Below are 19,684 nucleotides of genomic sequence, written 5' to 3'. Positions count from 1 at the left end.
TGGCCTGTCGTGTTCGACTCAGGCCGCGACGGGCTGTTCCTCCCGCGCCCGCTCGGGTATGGAAGTCCCGGGCCGGGTGCCCGACCGGGGCAGCCGCAGCGCCAGCACCACGCCGACCACCATGACCGCCGCCGCCCCCCAGAAGACGACGTCCATGCCGGAGACGAAGGCCTCGACCCCGTCGGCGTGGGCCCTGCCGGTGAGCCGGGCGAGGGAACCGATGCCGCCGCCGGGCCCGTCGGCCGCGTACAGCCGGGCGAGGACGGTGCCGAAGACGGCGGTGCCGAGGGCGCTGCCCAGGGTCTGGAAGAAGCGGACGCCGGTGGTGGCGATGCCCAGCTGGTGCCGGGGTGCCGCGTCCTGCACGAGCAGGATCAGCTGGCCCACGAGTTGTCCGAACCCGGCCCCGAACAGCAGGAGTTCGGCGCGGATCAGCCAGAGGGAGGTGTCGGGACCGGTGGTGGACAGTGCGACGAACGCGAGCGCGGTGGTCACCGTGCCGCTGATGGTGAAGGTGCGGGCCGACCAGCCACGGTCCGTGAGGCGGCCGGAGAGGATGCCGACGGCGGTCATTCCGGCCGCCATGGGCAGGAGATAGAGCCCGGCGGAGGAGCTGCCGATGCCTCGGGCCACCTGGAGATAGACCAGCACGTAATAGATGGCGCACATCATCGAGGCCCCGACGAGGCCCTGGATCGCGAAGCCGAGGCGCAGCTCCGGAACCCGGAACAGGGAGAGCGGAAGCACCGGTTCGGGCGCCCGTGTCTGGCGCCACAGGAACAGGGCGAGCGTCGCGGCCGAGGTGAGCAACAGGCCCGTGATGACGGGTGAGGTCCACGCGTACTCCTGGCCGCCCCAGTCGGTGACGAGCAGCAGGGAGCAGGCGAAGGCCGCGACAAGGGCTGCGCCGGCGTAGTCGATCGGGCGGCGGACGGGGCGCTCGGGGAGTTTGAGGGCGAAGGCGGACGCGGCCAGGACGGCGACGCCGATCGGCAGGTTGACGTAGAAGATCCAGCGCCAGCCCGCGTGGTCCGCGAGCAGGCCGCCGATCCAGGGGCCGACGGCCATGCCCCCGCCGGCGACGACCCCGCCGAGGTTGTTCCCCTTGCCGCCCTTCTCGCCCGGGCCTTTGAGGTGGGCGATGACGACCATGGTCACGCTCATCAGCCCGCCGCCACCGAGACCCTGGACCGCGCGGGCCGCGATGAGCTGGCCCATCGACTGGGCGGCGCCGCACAGTGCCGAGCCCACCAGGAAGGTGGCGATGGCGCCGGTGAAGACCCGCTTGGGGCCGAGGACGTCGCACAGCTTGCCGTACAGCGGGAGCATCGCCGCCGAGGCCAGCGCGAACGAGCTGACCAGCCAGGGGATCTTGTCGACACCGTGCTCGGGGTCGAGGTCGCGGACGATCGGGACGGTCGCCGCGGAGACGATCTGCAGGTCGAGGATGGCCAGCACGATCGTGACCAGGCAGACAAGGAAGCCGATCGTGCGCTGTCGCTCGGTCATGCCGGTCTCCGCCGCGGGGGCGGAGGTCCCTTCCGTGACCGCGCTGTTCGTGGTGGATCCCTCCGGGTCGCCGGCCCTCCCGGGCCCCTGCGCCGACTTCTTCGCCGTGCTGTCGGTCGCTCCCGTGCTGTCGCTCCTCTCCGCGCCGGTGTTCACCCCCGGCGCGGAGCCGCCGCGCCCCGTCGTCCCGGTGTCGGCCGCTTTCCTGCGGGCTGATGTGGACATGCGTGACTCCCCGTCCCCGGCGGTGGGTTGGGCCCGCCGACTGCGATGGCACCATCATGCCCAATATTTATGTATCGGGTCAATGTTTTTTCTCGGATCAAATTTCATCCTGGTACAGTCATGGCTATGGCAGAGGCGATGGGACTGCGGGAGCGCAAGAAGCGGCAGACGGCCATGCGGATCTGGCGGACCGCCGTGGAGCTGTTCGTGGAGCGCGGGTTCGACGCCGTCTCCGTCGCGGAGATCGCGGACGCGGCCGAGGTCTCCAAGATGACGGTGTTCAACTACTTCGGGACCAAGGAAGACTTGGTCTTCCGGCCCATGGAGGAACACTTCGGGGACGCCGCCCGCGCGGTCCGCGAGCGCGAGCCCGGAGAATCCGCCGTCGACGCGGTCCGGCGCCAGTTCCTTGAAATGGTCGAGGCGCGTGATCCCTCGATCGGTCTGAACACGGAGCCGTTCGCCCGCACGCTGCGCACCCTCGTGGGCGAGACACCCGCCCTGCGGGAGCGCGCGCTCATCGCCTCGCACCGGGGTGAGGAGGAGCTGGTCCGGACCCTTGCCGAGGAGAGCGACGACCCCGTGCTCGCCGCCATCGCTGCCGCCCAGCTGATCAGCGCGCGCAACGCTCTGGTGGAGGCGCACCACCGCCGTATCAACGACGGCGAGAGTCCCGAAGCCGTCGCCGAGGACGCCGCCGACCAGGCCAACCGCGCGTTCGACCTGATCGAGAGCGGCCTCGCCGGATACGCGGTCCGGAAGTAGACCGGCGGAAAACCCCCACCGGCCCCCGTCCGAGCGGTCCCCGGTCCTAGGGTGAGGATCATGCCCCCCGCCAAGAAGCGCGCCCGTGCCTACGACTCCGCCAAGATCCGTGCGGCGGTCCTCGCCCAGTTCGGGAACGTACGGGCCGGCGTGCGCACCCTGAGCGAGGAACAGGCGGCGCGTCCCACGCACCTCGGCGGGTGGACCGTTCGCGACCTCGCGGCGCACGTCACGACGGCCCTGGAGACGGTGAGCCGCGGTCTCGACGGACCCGAGCCCACCGCCAGGGAACTGTCCCTGCTCGACTGGCCGTTCGCCACCGCCGCCCGGGCCGCCGACATCGCGGACGACACTCGTGAGCTCGCCGCCGGGAACACGGACCTCGACGCCCTGTTCGCCCGCACCGAGCAGCGGATCACCGAGCGCCTGGCCACCGCACGGGACGGCCGGCTGGTCGCCGCGCGCACCGGGACGATGACGCTCGCGGACTACCTCGTCACCCGGACCGTCGAACTCGTCGTCCACACCGACGACCTGAACCGCGCGGTTCCCGGCCTCGACATCCCGTACGACCGCCAGGCCCTCGCCGCCTGCACCCGGCTCCTCGCCGACGCGCTCGCCGTGAAGGCGCCCGGCGCGTCGACGGAGGTGCGGATCCCGCCGTACGCGGTCGTGCAGTGCGTCGAGGGTCCGCGGCACACCCGCGGCACTCCGCCGAATGTGGTGGAGACGGACCCGCTGACCTGGATCCGGCTCGCGACGGGACGTACGGAGTGGAAGACGGCACTCGGCGAGGCGAAGGTCAGCGCCAGCGGCGAACGCGCCGATCTCGCAGGTCTGCTGCCCCTGATGAGCTGAACCGCCGGGTCGGTCGCTGGCGCCCGGCGCTCCTTCGACGACCCCGAGAGGCCCGGCGCCTACGGGCCGCCACCGCGGCCACCACGTCCGCCCCCCCCGGGACGTCCGCGAGCCGCCACCGCGGCCAACCACGTCCGCTCCCCCCCCGGGACGTCCGCGAGCCGCTGCCGCGGCCACCACGTCGGAGAGCGCCCCGGACGTCAGCGAGCCACTGCGGGCCACCGCCGCGGCAACCGCGTCCTCCCCCCCCAGACGTCCGCGGGCCGCTGCCTTCTGCACGGCCCGAAACGGTCCGACGCTCCCGGGACGCCCCAGGCCGATCCCGTCCGCGCGGACCGAACGTCCCGAACGCCCCGCCGTCCACCGCCTCCTGACGTGCTGAACCGTCCGCGTCCGTGCCCGTCACCCCGGCCGCGCCCGCCGCTCGATCGGGGGTCCTCGTGCCGGGAGGGGAACCGGATCCCCCACCCCTCCCGTCCCATCGGCATGGACAAGCAGCGAACGACCCTCAGCGTCCTGACCCTGCTTCCCCTCGCCGTGGCGTGCGGTACCCAGACGGCGGGAAGCGGTTCCGTCGGGACGGGATCCCCGGTGACCGGAGTCCACTGGACGGTCGACAGCCTCACCGTGGACGGAAGGACCGCGAAGGCGCCGGCCGGCGCGTATCTGAAGATCGGCGAGGACGGCCGGGTCAGCGGCAACCTCGGCTGCAACGGCTTCGGCTCGAAGGCCACGGTCAGGGGCGACCGGGTCGCGTTCGGCGCGCTCCGGACGACCGAGATGGGCTGTGCGAAGGGCCCGACCGCCTTCGAACGGAACCTGAGCCGCTCGATCGCCGGCCAGGACGGGTTCACCGCCAGGACCGAGGGTGATCGGCTGACCCTCACCGCCGACAGCGGCGACCGGGTCAGCCTCACCAAGGAGAAGGACGCACCCCTGCGCGGGACGAAGTGGACGGTCACGGCACTCGGTGACAGGAACACCTCCCGGTCGCTCCCCAAGGGCACCGACGCGTACTTCGTCCTGGGAGAGAAGGGCACCCTCGACGGCCGCCTCGGTTGCAACCACGCGTCCGCCCGGGCCACCGTGAGCGACGGACATATCACCCTCGGGCCGGCCAGGACCACCCGCATGATGTGCGACCGCTCACTCATGAGGACCGAGAAGGCCCTGCTGGAGCTCTTCGACGGCCGCACCTCGTACGTGGTGGATCATCGTGGCATCACGCTGACCAGCGGAAACGGCACAATCGTCCAAGCGGTGGCTGCTGAGTGACCCGTGGGGAGCCCCTATCCCCAATTCGGACCAGTGGTCGATCTCGCCTACACTCGGTGCCGTGCCACGTGGTGACGGTCGACTCAATCATGATCTGCTCCCCGGTGAGAAAGGCCCCCAGGACGCTTGCGGCGTCTTCGGTGTCTGGGCTCCGGGCGAAGAGGTCGCCAAGCTCACTTACTTCGGGCTCTACGCCCTCCAGCATCGGGGTCAGGAATCCGCGGGAATCGCGGTCAGCAACGGCTCCCAGATCCTCGTCTTCAAGGACATGGGCCTTGTGTCCCAGGTCTTCGACGAAACCTCGCTCGGTTCGCTCCAGGGTCATATCGCGGTCGGTCACGCCCGCTACTCGACCACCGGTGCCTCCGTGTGGGAGAACGCCCAGCCGACGTTCCGTGCCACCGCGCACGGCTCCATCGCGCTCGGCCACAACGGCAACCTGGTCAACACGGCGCAGCTCGCCGAGATGGTCGCCGACCTGCCCAAGCAGGAGGGCCGCACCACCCGGGTGGCGGCCACCAACGACACCGACCTGCTGACCGCGCTCCTCGCGGCCCAGGTCGACGAGGACGGCAAGCCGCTGACCGTGGAGGAGGCCTCCACCAAGGTCCTCCCGCAGGTCATGGGCGCCTTCTCGCTCGTCTTCATGAACGAGCACACCCTCTACGCCGCCCGTGACCCGCAGGGCATCCGCCCGCTGGTCCTCGGCCGCCTGGAGCGTGGCTGGGTGGTCGCCTCCGAGTCCGCCGCCCTCGACATCTGCGGCGCCAGCTATGTGCGCGAGATCGAGCCGGGCGAGTTCGTCGCCATCGACGAGAACGGTCTCCGGAGCTCGCGATTCGCGGAAGCGAAGCCCAAGGGCTGCATCTTCGAGTACGTGTACCTGGCTCGCCCCGACACGGACATCGCCGGTCGGAACGTGTACCTCTCGCGTGTCGAGATGGGCCGCAAACTCGCCAAGGAAGCCCCGGTCGACGCCGACCTGGTCATAGCGACCCCGGAGTCCGGGACGCCCGCCGCGATCGGTTACGCGGAGGCCTCCGGCATCCCGTTCGGCGCCGGCCTGGTCAAGAACGCGTACGTGGGCCGGACCTTCATCCAGCCCTCGCAGACCATCCGCCAGCTGGGCATCCGGCTGAAGCTGAACCCGCTCAAGGAAGTCATCAAGGGCAAGCGTCTGGTCGTCGTCGACGACTCGATCGTGCGCGGCAACACGCAGCGCGCCCTCGTACGGATGCTCCGCGAGGCGGGTGCCGCCGAGGTCCACATCCGGATCTCCTCGCCGCCCGTGAAGTGGCCCTGCTTCTTCGGCATCGACTTCGCGACCCGCGCCGAGCTGATCGCGAACGGCATGACCATCGAGGAGATCGGCACCTCGCTCGGCGCCGACTCCCTCTCGTACATCTCCATCGACGGCATGATCGAGGCCACGACCATCGACAAGCCGAACCTCTGCCGCGCGTGCTTCGACGGCGAGTACCCGATGGAGCTTCCCGACCCCGAGCTGCTCGGTAAGCAGCTCCTGGAGACCGAGCTGGCCGCGGGTCCCGCAGCCACGGCCGCGGCTGACGCCATCCGTCGCCCGTAAGTGCCGCAGAGCCCCGTTTCACCAACCCGAAAGATCCCAGGCAATGTCTTCTGTGTCTGATCAGTCACCTACGGCGACGGGCAGTGCCTCCGGTGCTTCCTACGCGGCTGCCGGCGTCGACATCGAGGCCGGCGACCGCGCCGTGGAGCTCATGAAGGAGTGGGTGAAGAAGACGCAGCGCCCCGAGGTCCTCGGCGGCCTCGGCGGATTCGCCGGCCTCTTCGACGCCTCCGCCCTCAAGCGGTTCGAGCGCCCCCTGCTGGCCTCGGCCACCGACGGTGTGGGCACCAAGGTCGACGTGGCCCGCCGTCTCGGCGTGTACGACACCATCGGCCACGACCTGGTCGCCATGGTCATGGACGACATCGTCGTGTGCGGTGCCGAGCCGCTCTTCATGACCGACTACATCTGCGTGGGCAAGGTCCACCCCGAACGGGTGGCGGCCATCGTGAAGGGCATCGCCGAGGGCTGTGTCCTCGCCGGCTGTGCCTTGGTGGGCGGCGAGACGGCCGAGCACCCCGGTCTGCTGGGCCCGGACGAGTTCGACATCGCCGGCGCCGGTACGGGCGTGGTCGAGGCCGACCAGCTGCTCGGCCCGGACCGCATCCGGACGGGTGACGCGGTGATCGCCATGGCGGCCTCCGGTCTTCACTCGAACGGGTACTCGCTCGTCCGGCATGTCCTCCTGGAGCGGGCCAAGCTCGGCCTGGAGCAGCACATCGAGGAGTTCGGCCGCACGCTCGGCGAGGAGCTCCTGGAGCCCACCAAGATCTACTCGCTGGACTGCCTGGCCCTGACGCGGACCACCGAGGTGCACGCGTTCAGCCACATCACGGGCGGCGGCCTCGCGGCCAACCTGGCCCGGGTGATCCCGGACGGCCTGCACGCCGTCGTCGACCGCGAGACCTGGACCCCGGCCCCGGTCTTCGACCTGGTCGGCCGGACGGGTGACGTCGAGCGCCTGGAGCTGGAGAAGACGCTGAACATGGGCGTCGGCATGATGGCGATCGTCCCGGAGGAGTCGGCCGAGGTCGCCCTCGCCACCCTCGCGGACCGCGGAGTGGACGCCTGGATCGCCGGTGAGATCACCGAGCGCGGCGACCACGCCACGGGCGCGGAGCTGATCGGCGACTACGCGAACTGATGCCCCTCGGGCAGCACAAAACCCGGTCCGGTGGCTGTGGCCCCGGACCGGGTGAAGTGCAGTCACTACGTGAAATCCACCAGGCGGGATCTACCGGAAAACCACTTCAGGGAGACCCGCGGAGAAGATCGCGGAAACTGCGAGGGACGCTGGTGCGTCAAGCGCCACGACGTTGCGACTGAGGACCGGACTGGTCGTCGTCGTCCTCGCCGTCGTCGTTGTAGAGATCCGCGTACTGTGCGTACGGGTCGTCTTCCTCGTCGTCGTCCTCGAACGGCTCGCCATTCGGCGGCTGGCTCGAAGTCGAAGCGCCCAGCTCATTGGCCAGACGCGAGAGGTCAGTCCCGCCGCTGCTGTACTTCAGCTGGCGGGCGACCTTCGTCTGCTTGGCCTTTGCCCGGCCGCGCCCCATGGCTCGACCCCCTCGGATACGGGGCTCGACGGCCCCAGAGTCTTGACACGCGTTCATGATCTGGAACGGACTCTCCATGGAGAGACCGGTCCGTAGGGCTTCCACGGTACCTGAGCCCGCGCCCATACGGTACGTCGCCCGCAGCACGCGCCCTTGCCCAGAACCAACAAGGTGCCCTGTCCTCGCTGGTCAACCGCGATTTTAACCTCTTCTTGGCGTCCGACCCGCCGACAGACGTGAGAGTTGTCTCCCCGACGGCCGTCGGCGGGTCCCTGACAAGCACATATGGCTCTCGAAAGGGTCAGTGAGAGCGTGCCTCCGCCATCCGCTGTTCGGCGATCCGGTCGGCCGCGGCGGCCGGCGGAATCCCGTCCTCCTTCGCACGTGCGAATATGGCCAGGGTGGTGTCGAAGATCTTCGACGCCTTGGCCTTGCACCGGTCGAAGTCGAAGCCGTGCAGCTCGTCCGCGACCTGGATGACACCGCCCGCGTTCACCACGTAGTCGGGGGCGTACAGGATCCCGCGGTCCGCGAGGTCCTTCTCCACACCCGGGTGCGCCAGCTGGTTGTTGGCCGCGCCGCACACCACGCTCGCGGTCAGGGCCGGCACGGTCGTGTCGTCGAGCGCCCCGCCCAGCGCGCACGGCGCGTAGATGTCGAGGCCCTCGGTGCGGATCAGCGCCGCGGTGTCGGCGACGGCCGTGACACCCGTGGGGTGCTGGTCCAGGATCCGCCGCACGGAGTCCTCGCGCACGTCCGTGATCACGACCTCGGCGCCGTCCGCCCGCAGGTGGTCGACCAGGTGGTGGCCCACCTTGCCGACGCCCGCGACGCCGACCTTGCGGCCGCGCAGCGTCGGGTCGCCCCACAGGTGCTGGGCCGAGGCCCGCATGCCCTGGAAGACACCGAAGGCGGTCAGCACCGACGAGTCGCCCGCGCCGCCGTTCTCCGGCGAGCGGCCGGTCGTCCAGCGGCACTCGCGGGCCACGACGTCCATGTCGGCCACGTAGGTGCCGACGTCGCAGGCCGTGACGTACCGGCCGCCGAGCGAGGCGACGAACCGGCCGTAGGCGAGGAGCAGCTCCTCGGTCTTGATCTGCTCGGGATCCCCGATGATCACGGCCTTGCCGCCGCCGTGGTCGAGACCGGCCATGGCGTTCTTGTACGACATCCCGCGGGCGAGGTTGAGCGCGTCGGCGACGGCCTCCGCCTCGCTCGCGTACGGGTAGAAGCGTGTACCGCCGAGGGCGGGGCCCAGAGCGGTGGAGTGGAGGGCGATGACGGCCTTCAGGCCGCTGGCGCGGTCCTGGCAGAGCACGACTTGCTCATGACCGCCCTGGTCCGAGTGGAACAGGGTGTGCAGTACATCAGCAGGCGCGCCGGTTACGTCGGTCACTGTGGTGACTCCCAGGTAATGAGCGGCGGTTGGGTGCGGGGCCCGTGCGGATGGCGGGCTCCGTGGGCATGAGAGTAGGGCCTGCGCCGACCCGCCTTCGGCGCAGTGTTCAGGATCACCCACCGACGGGGTACGACCATGGTTCGATTTGCATAGATTTCTCTTCAGGTCGTGAGTGGTTCTCGCTGGTTTTCCCGGTGGTCGTCGGGGGAGGGAGCAGGCGTGCCCAAGGTGTCCGCGGTGATCGTGCCGTACGCGTCGTATCTGCGCGTGTACGAGCCACTCGTGGCGTTCCCGGAGGCGGAGCGCGATCACTGGACGCGCTACGCCCGGCGCACCGAGCGCCCCTCGTACCAGGACGAACTGCGCCGGTCGCTGGCCGACTTGCTGCCCACTCCGCCGGTGCCCGTCCCGGTGCACGAGAGCGCCGACGCGTTCGTGGCCGAGGTGGACGGGGTGGTCTGCGTCTGCCCCTGGCGCACCCGGCTGCGCGGCTGGCAGGCCCTGGACGAGATCGGCGAGGAACTCCCGGCCCCGGTCCTCGACGCGGTGCTGCCGCCGCTGGTGCGCCGTCAGGCCGCCCTCGACTACGAGCGCTGGCTGGCCCGCAACCCCGACGCCCGCCCGTGGATCCGCACCTCGACCTGGCAGGTGCCGCTGAACTGGTTCGTGCTCGTCTCCGAGGAGGAGCGGGAGTACGAGAAGGGGGCGGGCCCGGGAGGTGCCGCGCCGCGGCTGCGCTACCGGACGCCGATGGTGCAGGCCCGGCGGCGCACGGCGCGGGCCCTGCGCACGCTCCGGGACGCCCTGGACGAGGGGCCGCTGATCGACGGTCTGGTGGACGTGGGGCGCTGGCTGGAGGAGTTCCATCCGCGTTCCCTGGTCGAGCTGGACTACGGAGGGCTCGTGCACGCGCTGCCGGCCGGGCACCTGGAGGACGACCACTCGGCCGCGGACGTCGCGGAGGGCATCGAGGCGCTGCGCACCGGGGACGGGGCGACGGCGGGCGAGGCGTACGGGCGGCTGGTGGAGCGCTGGCGGACGGTCAGGGACCGGCGTTCGGCGAACTGACGGCGAACCGCACCAGCAGCATCCACGAACGGGTCATGCGGGACACTTCCGGATGATTCGGCCCAACGGGCCGTTCCGGGTGGTTCCTGTGGGACGGAAGGGGCTCCTGCGGCCGCCGGGCAGTGTGATCTGCTTCTCACAGGAACGGTGTCGAACTCGCGTATGGTCCTCACACGCTGAAGAACCCTCACTCCAGGACGTAGGTCCCGATCCGGGCTTATGCGTCAACGGGTCGCAAGCGTGATGGATGGCACTTACCTGGCTCTTGCATCGCTTGCCCCTCCTCGTGCCAAAATAGGACAAGGAGTCCGGGGGAGGGCTCCGTCCGTCCACGTATGGGTGGAATCTCAGCATTGCACGCTATGGGGGGTCTGATGACTCCTGACGCCACTGTGACTGATCGTCACAGTGGCGTGACTGTCCGCTATGGCATGGTCCATCGGCTTCCGTCGCTGATGAACACCTGGGAGGGCAATTCCATCGGTTTGGCCGACGCGGCTGGACGGATGGTGTAGTTGTAGTGCCGAGGACAAGCCGTTCGTCCTATAACCGACTCGACTCGCGTCCGCCATTTCGGGCAACGCGGGTCAAGGTGCAGAATTTAGAGGAAAGAACCGAGAAGGTTCGGTTCTCCCGAGGAGGCCGCTCATGACCGCTCGCACCCCTGATGCCGAGCCGCTGCTGACCCCGGCTGAGGTCGCCACGATGTTCCGCGTCGACCCCAAGACGGTCACACGGTGGGCGAAGGCCGGCAAGCTTACGTCCATCCGCACGCTCGGCGGACACCGCCGCTACCGCGAGGCTGAGGTCCGCGCACTGCTCGCGGGTATTCCGCAGCAGCGCAGCGAGGCCTGAAACCCCGCATAACCGGACAAGACGACGGACCCCCCAATCCGCCGAGGCGTCCGAACCACAGCTCCAAGCGACGCGGGTTCTGCCCCAACAGGGCCCACGCCCCAGCTTTTCCGCCATATGAACAGGGTGCGTCGTAGATCGCGCTGGACTCCGCCGGGTCCAGCGCGATCTTTTTTGTGCGGTCCGCGCACCGCGATGACCGGCCTGTGAGCGGCCTTGTCGAAGTCTGGGGGCGGGTGTCGGATCGGCCGTGAACAGCCTCGACGACGAGTGCAATTGCACATATTAAATTGACTCGTTGTAGGAGGGGGGTAAGTTCCGCACTTCTGAAAACCTATGCGGTGACTCCCGTCACATGCCAGAGTCCTTGTCGCCTGCGAGCCTTCTGCGCTAAGGGAGTTGAGCCCGAACGCGCGCTCCTCCTTCTCAAGGGTCGCACCGCGCGGACCTCCTGGCCGGGGTCTTCGGTCACGCGGTGGAGGGGCTTTCGTCCTCGGGGGCGCCGTCGGGATCCTGCTCGTCGTACGGACCGGGTTCCATGGCCAGCCGCAGGAGCCGATGACAGACCGGACAGTGCCGCGTCAGGTGGCGATAGCCGGAGGCGGCCGCCAGATGGGCTCGGAGCAGAGCCCGGGTCTCGTGCCGGGCGGACACCGCCATACGCACCTCCAGGGCCGACAGGGCGCGAGCCCCGGCTTCCGGAGTACCCGCTGGAATGTGACGGCGTCAAGAAGCGGGAACGCGTCCTGGGGGCGGCCGTTGGGGCGCCGGCGGGCGCACACGAAGCGGTGCGGGGTGCAAAGCGGCGGCGGGCGTGGAGGGGGAGGGAGTGGCGGCCGACGCAAAGAAGAAGGCCCGGAGCCGAAGCTCCGGGCCTTCTCTACTGCGGTCCTGACGGGATTTGAACCCGCGGCCTCCACCTTGACAGGGTGGCGAGCACTCCAAACTGCTCCACAGGACCTGGTTTCGCAGCGACTTGTTCGTGCGCTGTGCTGCGAAAAGAGACTGTACAGGAGGGTGGGCCCAGGGTCGAACTCACCGCGTGTACAGGCTCCGTCACGGTGCCGCCGCGTCGATCGCCTTCACGATCCGCTTGTCCGAGACGGGGTACGCCGTGCCGAGCGCGTGGGCGAAATAGCTGACCCGCAGCTCCTCGATCATCCAGCGGATGTCCCGGACCGAGGCGGGCACCGGCCGGCCCTGCGGCAACTGCTCCAGGAGCCAGGCGTACTCGTCCTGCATCTCGTGGACCTTCTCCATACGGCTGGTGTCCCGCTGGACGCCGGTCGGCATCTGCTGCAGCCGGCGGTCCGCGGCCACCAGATAGCGCATCAGGTCCGGCAGCCGCCGCAGCCCGGTCGCCGTGACGAAGCCGGGCTTCACGAGGGCGTCCAACTGCTTGCGCACGTCCGTGAGGTTCGCGAGCAGGGTCGGGCTCCTGACGCCCTTCAGACGGCGCTCACAGGCCTGCCAGGCGGCCAGCACCTGCTCCACCTGCCCGACGGTGCGCACGGTCGTGTCGACGATCTCGGCACGTACCTTGTCGTACAGCTTGCGATACGACTCCTCGTCCCACGCCGGGCCGCCGAAGTCGCCGATCAGCTTGTCCGCCGCGGCCATGGCGCAGTCGTCGAAGAGCGCCTGGACCGAGCCGTGCGGGTTCGCGGACAGGGCGAGCTTCTGGGCGTTGGTGAGCTTGTCCGAGGCGAACTTGCCGGGGTTCACCGGGATGTTCCGCAGGATCAGCCGGCGGGTGCCCTTCCACATCGCCTCGGCCTGCTCGGCCTCCGTGTCGAAGAGCCGGACCGAGACGGTGGTCGCCGCGGGCCCGTCGTCGACCAGCGCGGGGTACGCCTTGACCGGCTGGCCCGCCCGGCGCGTCTCGAAGAGACGGCTGAGCGAGCCGATCGTCCAGTCCGTCAGCCCCGTGCGCTCCAGGGACTCGCCGCCCGAGCGCTCCGCGGTCGCCGCGGCGGCCTGCGAGATGGCCTGCCGCGCCTTCGGCTTCAGCCGGAGCTTGAGGGCCTCCAGGTCCTTGTCCTCGGCGAGCTTGCGGCGCCGCTCGTCGACGATCCTGAAGGTGATCCGCAGATGGTCGGGGAGCCGGGACCAGTCGAAGTCGTCCGCCGTCAGCGGCACCCCGACCATCCGCTTGAGCTCGCGCGCCATGGTCTGCGTCAGCGGCTCCTGGAGAGGTACCGCCCGCTCCAGGAACTTCTGCGCGAAGTTCGGGGCGGGGACGTAGTTCCGCCGGATCGGCTTCGGGAGGGAGCGGATCAGTTCCGTGACCACTTCCTCGCGCAGCCCCGGGATCTGCCAGTCGAAGCCCTCGTCCGTGACCTGGTTGAGGACCTGGAGCGGGACATGGACGGTCACGCCGTCCGCGTCCGCCCCCGGCTCGAACTGGTAGGTCACCCGCAACTTCAGCGGCCCCTGCCGCCAGGAGTCCGGGTAGTCGTCCTTCGTGACCTGACCGGCGCGGTCGTTGATGAGCATCGAGCGCTCGAAGTCGAGGAGTTCGGGCTCCTCATGGCGCTTGTGCTTCCACCAGGAGTCGAAGTGGGCCCCGGACACGACGTGTTCGGGCACCCGCTGCTCGTAGAAGTCGTAGAGGGTCTCGTCGTCGACCAGGATGTCCCGGCGGCGCGCGCGGTGCTCCAGCTCCTCGACCTCGGTGAGGAGCTTGCGGTTGTCGGCGAAGAACTTGTGGTGCGTGCGCCAGTCGCCCTCGACCAGCGCGTTGCGGATGAACAGCTCGCGGCTGACCTCCGGGTCGATCCGCCCGTAGTTCACCTTCCGCTGGGCGACGATCGGCACGCCGTACAGCGTGACCTTCTCGTACGCCATCACGGCGGCCTGGTCCTTCTCCCAGTGCGGCTCGCTGTACGTCCGCTTGAGGAGGTGGCCGGCCAGCGGTTCGATCCACTCCGGCTCGATGCGGGCGTTGACACGGGCCCAGAGCCGGGAGGTCTCGACGAGTTCCGCGGACATCACGAAGCGCGGGGGCTTCTTGAAGAGTGCCGAGCCCGGGAAGATCGCGAACTTGGCGTTGCGCGCGCCGAGGTACTCGTTCTTGCCGGAAGCGCGTCCGCTCTCCCCGCCGGTCTCCTTCACGTCCTTCATGCCGACGTGCGAGAGCAGACCGGCGAGCAGCGAGACGTGGACGCTCTGTTCGGGAGCGTCCTCCTCGTTCAGGTGGATGCCCATCTGCTTGGCGACGGTCCGCAGCTGGCTGTAGATGTCCTGCCACTCGCGGATGCGCAGGAAGTTCAGGTACTCCTGCTTGCACATCCGGCGGAAGGCGGACGAGCCGCGCTCCTTCTGCTGCTCGCGCAGGTAGCGCCACAGGTTGAGGAAGGCGAGGAAGTCGGAGGTCTCGTCCTTGAAGCGGGCGTGCTGCTGGTCGGCCTGGGCCTGCTTCTCGGAGGGCCGCTCGCGAGGGTCCTGGATGGAGAGCGCGGCGGCGATCACCATGACCTCGCGGGCGCAGCCGTTCTTGTCGGCCTCCAGGACCATCCGGGCGAGGCGGGGGTCGACGGGGAGCTGGGCGAGCTTGCGGCCGGTCGGGGTGAGCCGCTTGCGGGCGTCCTTCTCGGCCGGGTCCAGCGCGTTCAGTTCCTGGAGGAGCTGGACGCCGTCGCGGATGTTGCGGTGGTCCGGCGGGTCGATGAAGGGGAATTTCTCGATGTCGCCGAGGCCGGCCGCGGTCATCTGGAGGATGACGGAGGCGAGGTTCGTGCGGAGGATCTCGGCGTCGGTGAACTCGGGCCGGGACAGGAAGTCGTCCTCGGAGTACAGCCGGACGCAGATGCCGTCGGACGTACGGCCGCAGCGGCCCTTGCGCTGGTTGGCGCTGGCCTGCGACACCGGCTCGATGGGCAGCCGCTGCACCTTGGTGCGGTGGCTGTAGCGGGAGATGCGTGCCGTGCCCGGGTCGATGACGTACTTGATGCCCGGCACGGTCAGCGAGGTCTCGGCGACGTTGGTGGCCAGAACGATCCTGCGGCCGGTGTGCTGCTGGAAGACGCGGTGCTGCTCGGCGTGCGAGAGCCTCGCGTACAGGGGGAGCACCTCGGTGAAGCGGTAGTTCCTCTTGTCCAGCGCGTCCGCCGTGTCGCGGATCTCGCGCTCGCCGGAGAGGAAGACGAGGATGTCGCCCTTGCCCTCGGCCTGGAGCTCCTCGACGGCGTCGCAGATCGCGGTGATCTGGTCGCGGTCGGTGTCCTCGGAGTCCTCTTCCAGCAGCGGGCGGTAGCGGACCTCGACGGGATACGTCCGGCCGCTCACCTCGACGATCGGGGCGTCCCCGAAGTGCCGGGAGAAGCGCTCCGGGTCGATGGTCGCGGAGGTGATGACGACCTTGAGGTCGGGGCGCTTGGGCAGCAGCTGGGCGAGGTAGCCGAGCAGGAAGTCGATGTTGAGGGACCGCTCGTGGGCCTCGTCAATGATGATCGTGTCGTAGGCGCGCAGCTCGCGGTCGGTCTGGATCTCGGCGAGCAGGATGCCGTCCGTCATCAGCTTGACGAAGGTGGCGTCCGGGTTCACCTGGTCGGTGAAGCGGACCTTCCAGCCGACGGCCTCGCCGAGCGGTGTGTCCAGCTCGTCGGCGACCCGCTCGGCCACGGTGCGGGCGGCGATACGACGGGGCTGGGTGTGCCCGATCATGCCGCGCACGCCCCGGCCCAGCTCCATGCAGATCTTCGGGATCTGCGTGGTCTTCCCGGAGCCGGTCTCGCCGGCCACGATCACGACCTGGTGGTCACGGATGGCGTCCGCGATCACGTCCTTCTTCTGGCTGACCGGGAGCTGCTCGGGATAGGTGATGGCGGGTACGCGGGCGCGGCGCTCGGCCATGCGGGCCTCGCCCCTGGTGACCTCCGCCTCGATCTCGGCGAAGACGGCGGAGCGGGCCTCGGGCTTGCGGATCTTGCGCGCGCCTTCGAGCCTGCGTCCGAGCCGGTGCGCGTCGCGCAGGGACAGCTGGGCCAGGCGGGGGGCGAGATCGCCGAGGGCGGGGGCAGGGTGCGTAGACATACGCGGTCCAGGATCTCACCTCGGCGAAATGACTGGCGAACGCTTTTGCGCGCCGGTCCCGCGCCGAGGGCACGAAAAAGGCCCCGATCCGAAGATCGGGGCCTCTGCTGTGGCTGGGGCCGGGGTCGAACCGGCGACCTATCGCTTTTCAGGCGATCGCTCGTACCAACTGAGCTACCCAGCCACGAGGCTTCCGGGGAAACCTCAGCGGTCCTGACGGGATTTGAACCCGCGGCCTCCACCTTGACAGGGTGGCGAGCACTCCAAACTGCTCCACAGGACCAAGCTTTGTGTGCGAACGAGCGAAGCAAGTCTCGCACACGGTGTTGCGTACCCCCAACGGGATTCGAACCCGTGCTACCGCCTTGAAAGGGCGGCGTCCTAGGCCGCTAGACGATGAGGGCTATCGGCCCGCCTGTTCGCTTCTCAGCGCGTCGGGGACGTGAGAAGCATATGGGATGGCGGCGGCTATCGCCAAAACGGTTTACCGAGCCGTCCCGGCGGGGCTCGGGGAGGGGGTCGCGCCGGGCTGGTTCTCCTTGGGGAGATGGCGGCTGACCTCGGCGCTCGTGAGGCCGAGACCGCCCAGCTTGATCTCGTCCCAGGCCTGGAGATGCCGGGTGTCCCGGTCGAAGTAGAGGACCGAGGCCTCGATCGGGTCCGGGTACTTGCCCTCGACCGCCCGCAGACCGCTGCCGCCCGTCGAGCCCTCGACGCGCAGCCGGGTGCCGTACTTCATGACCTCCATCTCCTCGTGGTGCAGATGGCCGGAGAGCACCAGCGGCACCACGCCGTCCGTCCCGCGCGCGGCGGCGGGTTCGTGGACGATCGCGACGTCCGCCGGGGTGCCCGCGGCGCGCTGGTCGCGCAGGGCGGAGGCGAGGCGGGCGCCGGCGAGGTCCTCCGCCGCGTCACCCCCGGGCGCGACCGCGCGGTCCGGGGTGAACTGGGGGTCGCCGATGCCCGCGAAGCGCAGCCCGGCGACGGAGACGGCCCGCCCGTCGTCGAGGACGTGGACGTTCTTCATCCGTTCCAGGTAGCTCTGGGTGAGGCGCGAGTCATGGTTGCCGCGCACCCAGACGTACGGGGCGCCCAGGTCCGGGACCGGGTCCAGGAAGCCGTTCTCGGCGGCCGTGCCGTGGTCCATGGTGTCGCCGGAGTCGACGATCACGTTGATGGAGTACTGCTTCACGAGCGAGGCGATGATCTTCCAGCTCGCCGGGTTGAGGTGGATGTCGGAGACGTGCAGGACCCGGATCGTGGTCGGGTCGGGTTCGTAGGCGGGGAGGGTGGACGTGACGTCGTAGAGCTTCGTCACGTTCGTCACCAGGCGCGCCAGCTCCTTCTGGTAGACGTCGAACTCGCTGACGATGTTGCGGGCGTTGCCGACCAGGGAGGGCGCGGAGGACAGCAGCCCTGAGTACTTCGGTTCCAGGACCGAGTTGGGGTTCCAGGTGGCGAAGGCGGTCGCCCCGGAGGCGGCCAGGAGGGCCAGGGCGAGGCCGCCGGCGGCGAGGGCCCGGCGCGGCCGGCGGTAGACGCCGAGGCCGAGCGCGGTGGCGCCGACGACCACGGCTATGCAGGAGCGCAGGGCCAGGTCGATCGTGCCGTCCTCGACGTCACGGGCCACCTCGTCCTGGAGGCCGGAGAGCCGTTCGGGGTGGTCGACGAGGGCCTGGGCGCGGTCCGGGTCGAGCTGGTCCACGTCCACGTCGAGGCGCAGCGGGGCCCGGTGGCTCGCGAGCTCCAGGGCACCGAGCGGTGAGACGTTGATCTTCGTGCCGCCGGTGAGGGAGGGGCGCAGGGTCATGGTGGTGTTCATGGGGCCGACGGGGACCCGCACGTTGCCCACGACCAGCAGTCCGAGCCAGGCGCCGAGCAGCACCACGCTGAGGAGTCCGAGGGCGCGGACGTACGGGTTGGGCCGGGCGGCGAGCTCCGGCACCGTGCGCGAGCGGCGGGCGCGACGGCGGCCGAGGGTGCCGCGGGTGGGGAGCGCCCGGCGGGCGAGGCCGGCGGTACGGCGGACGAGGGCGGTTGCGGCGGCGGGGGCGCGGACCATTGGTCCCGTATGCCCAAGTGCCGGGGCGGGTATGCGGGGGGCGCCGGCCCCGGCGGGGACCCGTCGGCTCGGACGCGTGCCCGCCCGGCCTTCGTCCGGTCAGCCCCAGCCCAGCTCGTGCAGCCGTTCGTCGTCGATCCCGAAGTGGTGGGCGATCTCGTGGATGACGGTCACGGCGACCTCGTGGACCACCTCGTCGGGGGTCTCGCACATCCGCAGGATGGGACCCATGTAGATCGAGATGCGGTCGGGGAGCACCCCGGCGTACCACTCGCCGCGGTCGGTGAGCGGGGTTCCTTCGTAGAGGCCGAGGAGTTCGGGATCGTCGGCCGGGGGCTCGTCCTCGACGAACACGGCGACGTTGTCCATGACCCGGGTCAGCTCGGGCGGGATCTTGTCGAGGGCCTGGCTCACGAGCTCTTCGAAGGTTTCGCGCGTCATCTCCAGCACAGGGCCATTGTCGGGGACGAGGTGCTCCCGGCGGGTACCGGCGGAGGGCCCGATGGGGCCGGATGCGGCGCGGGGCCTCGAACCGCGCCCCGGCCCCGGGCGCTCCCGTCCATCGAACGGTCCTGACGGACCCTCCGCGTGACGCGTCGTCAGCGGGTGGAACGGCGGTCCGGGTGCGCCCGCGTCCCCGGCCGGGCCCGCGGGCGCGTGTCCTCTTGCGGGCGGCGGGAGTTGGACAGGGGGTACTCCCGTTCCTTCCCCGCGCTCCCGGCTCCGCCCGAGCGGGGGACGCCCCCTACGGAGGTGGCCGCCCGTGCGCGCCTTGTACGTACCCGTCCGTCTGGCCGCCACGGTCATGGCCGTCGCAGCCGCCGCCGGCTGCATGAGCGTGGGGAACGACGGGGACGACCGGCCCGGGCCCTCGCACTCGGCCGGGCGGCGGGCCGGCGAGGAACCGGACGGCGGGACCTCGGTGGGCGGTGGCGGGATCGGCTCCCACGGCGGCAAGGGTGGCAAGGGTCACAAGGGGGCGCCGAAGCCGGGCGAGTCGGAGTCGGGTGACGCATCTCCCTCGGCGTCCGCGTCGAAGGGCGGCAAGCCGTCCGCGAAGGCGACGGACAAGGGCGGCGGCGACCCGTCCACGGACCCGGTGCCGCCCGGTGAGCCGACCCCCACGCGCACGACGGCGGAACCGACCCCCGAACCACCGCCCGTGTCGACGCCCCCGTCGTCCGATCCGGGATCCGCCGAACCGTCGTCGTCGGCGCACGAGCAGCCCGCGACCCAGCTCGTCCAGCGGGAGCCGGCACCCGAGGCCGGCTCGCCCGTCTAGGCTCCTGGCGGCGACCAAAGGTGCCCTGACCTGGGCGTATGAGGTCGGGTTTGCCTTCAGGGGTGGAGGGTGCGTATGGTGGTAGATCGTTTGATCCCATTTGCCCGGCGCCGCCAAAGAGAGCGCCGCGTGGCGCGTACTCTCCCTTGCCGTGGCCGGACCGCATAGAGGCGGTCGATTGCGACTTCACGGAGTTTGGGCGCGTGCC

15 protein-coding genes and 4 tRNA genes are annotated in these 19,684 nt (G+C 70.1%); 8 read left to right on the top strand and 11 right to left on the bottom strand.

Annotated elements, in window-relative coordinates:
• Positions 1-18: 18 nt before the first annotated feature.
• A complete protein-coding gene (locus B0675_RS08430; RefSeq protein WP_081221675.1) occupies positions 19-1,509 on the bottom strand; it encodes an MFS transporter in 1,491 nt (496 codons plus the stop codon).
• A 351-nt stretch (positions 1,510-1,860) separates the two neighbouring features.
• On the opposite strand from B0675_RS08430, the gene B0675_RS08425 reads away from it, so the two are divergent.
• The 5 genes from B0675_RS08425 to purM all read left to right on the top strand — a co-directional run bounded on the left by B0675_RS08425 (position 1,861) and on the right by purM (position 7,364).
• A complete protein-coding gene (locus B0675_RS08425; protein WP_081218203.1) occupies positions 1,861-2,499 on the top strand; it encodes a TetR/AcrR family transcriptional regulator in 639 nt (212 codons plus the stop codon).
• Positions 2,500-2,559: 60 nt separating this feature from the next.
• The gene (locus B0675_RS08420; RefSeq protein WP_081218202.1) at positions 2,560-3,357 is read left to right on the top strand and encodes a maleylpyruvate isomerase family mycothiol-dependent enzyme; all 798 of its coding nucleotides are present in this window, start codon (positions 2,560-2,562) and stop codon (positions 3,355-3,357) included.
• A 486-nt stretch (positions 3,358-3,843) separates the two neighbouring features.
• The gene (locus B0675_RS08415; protein ID WP_081218201.1) at positions 3,844-4,632 is read left to right on the top strand and encodes an META domain-containing protein; all 789 of its coding nucleotides are present in this window, start codon (positions 3,844-3,846) and stop codon (positions 4,630-4,632) included.
• Positions 4,633-4,693: 61 nt separating this feature from the next.
• Complete coding sequence (purF, locus tag B0675_RS08410; protein ID WP_081218200.1) at positions 4,694-6,220, top strand: amidophosphoribosyltransferase; 1,527 nt, start codon at positions 4,694-4,696, stop codon at positions 6,218-6,220.
• Positions 6,221-6,263: 43 nt separating this feature from the next.
• Entirely contained in the window at positions 6,264-7,364 is a 1,101-nt protein-coding gene (purM, locus tag B0675_RS08405) for a phosphoribosylformylglycinamidine cyclo-ligase (RefSeq protein ID WP_081218199.1), read from the top strand.
• Between the two features lie 157 nt (positions 7,365-7,521).
• Here the strand turns inward: purM and B0675_RS08400 are convergent, their stop codons facing one another.
• Complete coding sequence (locus tag B0675_RS08400; RefSeq protein ID WP_081221674.1) at positions 7,522-7,776, bottom strand: DUF3073 domain-containing protein; 255 nt, start codon at positions 7,774-7,776, stop codon at positions 7,522-7,524.
• 301 nt (positions 7,777-8,077) lie between these two features.
• Entirely contained in the window at positions 8,078-9,172 is a 1,095-nt protein-coding gene (locus B0675_RS08395; RefSeq protein ID WP_081218198.1) for a Glu/Leu/Phe/Val dehydrogenase dimerization domain-containing protein, read from the bottom strand.
• Between the two features lie 222 nt (positions 9,173-9,394).
• On the opposite strand from B0675_RS08395, the gene B0675_RS08390 reads away from it, so the two are divergent.
• The gene (locus B0675_RS08390) at positions 9,395-10,243 is read left to right on the top strand and encodes a hypothetical protein (protein ID WP_081218197.1); all 849 of its coding nucleotides are present in this window, start codon (positions 9,395-9,397) and stop codon (positions 10,241-10,243) included.
• Between the two features lie 648 nt (positions 10,244-10,891).
• Complete coding sequence (bldC, locus tag B0675_RS08385; RefSeq protein WP_003949541.1) at positions 10,892-11,098, top strand: developmental transcriptional regulator BldC; 207 nt, start codon at positions 10,892-10,894, stop codon at positions 11,096-11,098.
• 468 nt (positions 11,099-11,566) lie between these two features.
• On the opposite strand, the gene B0675_RS08380 is transcribed toward bldC, so the two are convergent.
• The 8 genes from B0675_RS08380 to B0675_RS08345 form a co-directional block, all read right to left on the bottom strand.
• Complete coding sequence (locus B0675_RS08380) at positions 11,567-11,758, bottom strand: DUF6274 family protein (protein ID WP_081218196.1); 192 nt, start codon at positions 11,756-11,758, stop codon at positions 11,567-11,569.
• 226 nt (positions 11,759-11,984) lie between these two features.
• Positions 11,985-12,059, bottom strand: a tRNA-Asp gene (locus tag B0675_RS08375).
• A gap of 95 nt (positions 12,060-12,154) precedes the next feature.
• On the bottom strand, positions 12,155-16,132 hold the full coding sequence (gene hrpA, locus B0675_RS08370; RefSeq protein WP_081218195.1) for an ATP-dependent RNA helicase HrpA: 3,978 nt from the start codon (positions 16,130-16,132) through the stop codon (positions 12,155-12,157).
• A 110-nt stretch (positions 16,133-16,242) separates the two neighbouring features.
• Positions 16,243-16,316, bottom strand: a tRNA-Phe gene (locus B0675_RS08365).
• A gap of 24 nt (positions 16,317-16,340) precedes the next feature.
• Positions 16,341-16,415: transfer RNA gene (locus tag B0675_RS08360), tRNA-Asp, on the bottom strand.
• Positions 16,416-16,463: 48 nt separating this feature from the next.
• Positions 16,464-16,536: transfer RNA gene (locus B0675_RS08355), tRNA-Glu, on the bottom strand.
• Positions 16,537-16,616: 80 nt separating this feature from the next.
• Positions 16,617-18,194, bottom strand: coding sequence for a metallophosphoesterase (locus B0675_RS08350; RefSeq protein ID WP_081218194.1), 1,578 nt, complete (start codon positions 18,192-18,194; stop codon positions 16,617-16,619).
• A gap of 99 nt (positions 18,195-18,293) precedes the next feature.
• A complete protein-coding gene (locus tag B0675_RS08345; RefSeq protein ID WP_081218193.1) occupies positions 18,294-18,644 on the bottom strand; it encodes a metallopeptidase family protein in 351 nt (116 codons plus the stop codon).
• Between the two features lie 313 nt (positions 18,645-18,957).
• Here B0675_RS08345 and B0675_RS08340 point away from each other — a divergent pair, with 313 nt between their 5' ends.
• Positions 18,958-19,476, top strand: coding sequence for a hypothetical protein (locus B0675_RS08340; protein WP_081218192.1), 519 nt, complete (start codon positions 18,958-18,960; stop codon positions 19,474-19,476).
• Positions 19,477-19,684 lie beyond the last annotated feature (208 nt).

The sequence above is a fragment of the Streptomyces sp. M41(2017) genome (genome assembly GCF_002078175.1).
GTDB lineage: Bacteria > Actinomycetota > Actinomycetes > Streptomycetales > Streptomycetaceae > Streptomyces.
The sequence above is the reverse complement of the archived record's forward strand: the minus strand, read 5'-3'. Positions and strand labels throughout refer to the sequence as shown.

Excerpts from the sequence above, each read along its gene's own strand:
- B0675_RS08425 (WP_081218203.1), top strand. The coding sequence starts at position 1,861 with ATGGCAGAGGCGATGGGACTGCGGGAGCGCAAGAAGCGGCAGACGGCC.
- B0675_RS08380 (WP_081218196.1), bottom strand. The coding sequence starts at position 11,758 with ATGGCGGTGTCCGCCCGGCACGAGACCCGGGCTCTGCTCCGAGCCCAT.
- B0675_RS08420 (WP_081218202.1), top strand. The coding sequence starts at position 2,560 with ATGCCCCCCGCCAAGAAGCGCGCCCGTGCCTACGACTCCGCCAAGATC.
- hrpA (WP_081218195.1), bottom strand. The coding sequence starts at position 16,132 with ATGTCTACGCACCCTGCCCCCGCCCTCGGCGATCTCGCCCCCCGCCTG.
- bldC (WP_003949541.1), top strand. The coding sequence starts at position 10,892 with ATGACCGCTCGCACCCCTGATGCCGAGCCGCTGCTGACCCCGGCTGAG.
- B0675_RS08350 (WP_081218194.1), bottom strand. The coding sequence starts at position 18,194 with ATGGTCCGCGCCCCCGCCGCCGCAACCGCCCTCGTCCGCCGTACCGCC.
- B0675_RS08415 (WP_081218201.1), top strand. The coding sequence starts at position 3,844 with ATGGACAAGCAGCGAACGACCCTCAGCGTCCTGACCCTGCTTCCCCTC.
- purM (WP_081218199.1), top strand. The coding sequence starts at position 6,264 with ATGTCTTCTGTGTCTGATCAGTCACCTACGGCGACGGGCAGTGCCTCC.
- B0675_RS08430 (WP_081221675.1), bottom strand. The coding sequence starts at position 1,509 with ATGACCGAGCGACAGCGCACGATCGGCTTCCTTGTCTGCCTGGTCACG.
- B0675_RS08400 (WP_081221674.1), bottom strand. The coding sequence starts at position 7,776 with ATGGGGCGCGGCCGGGCAAAGGCCAAGCAGACGAAGGTCGCCCGCCAG.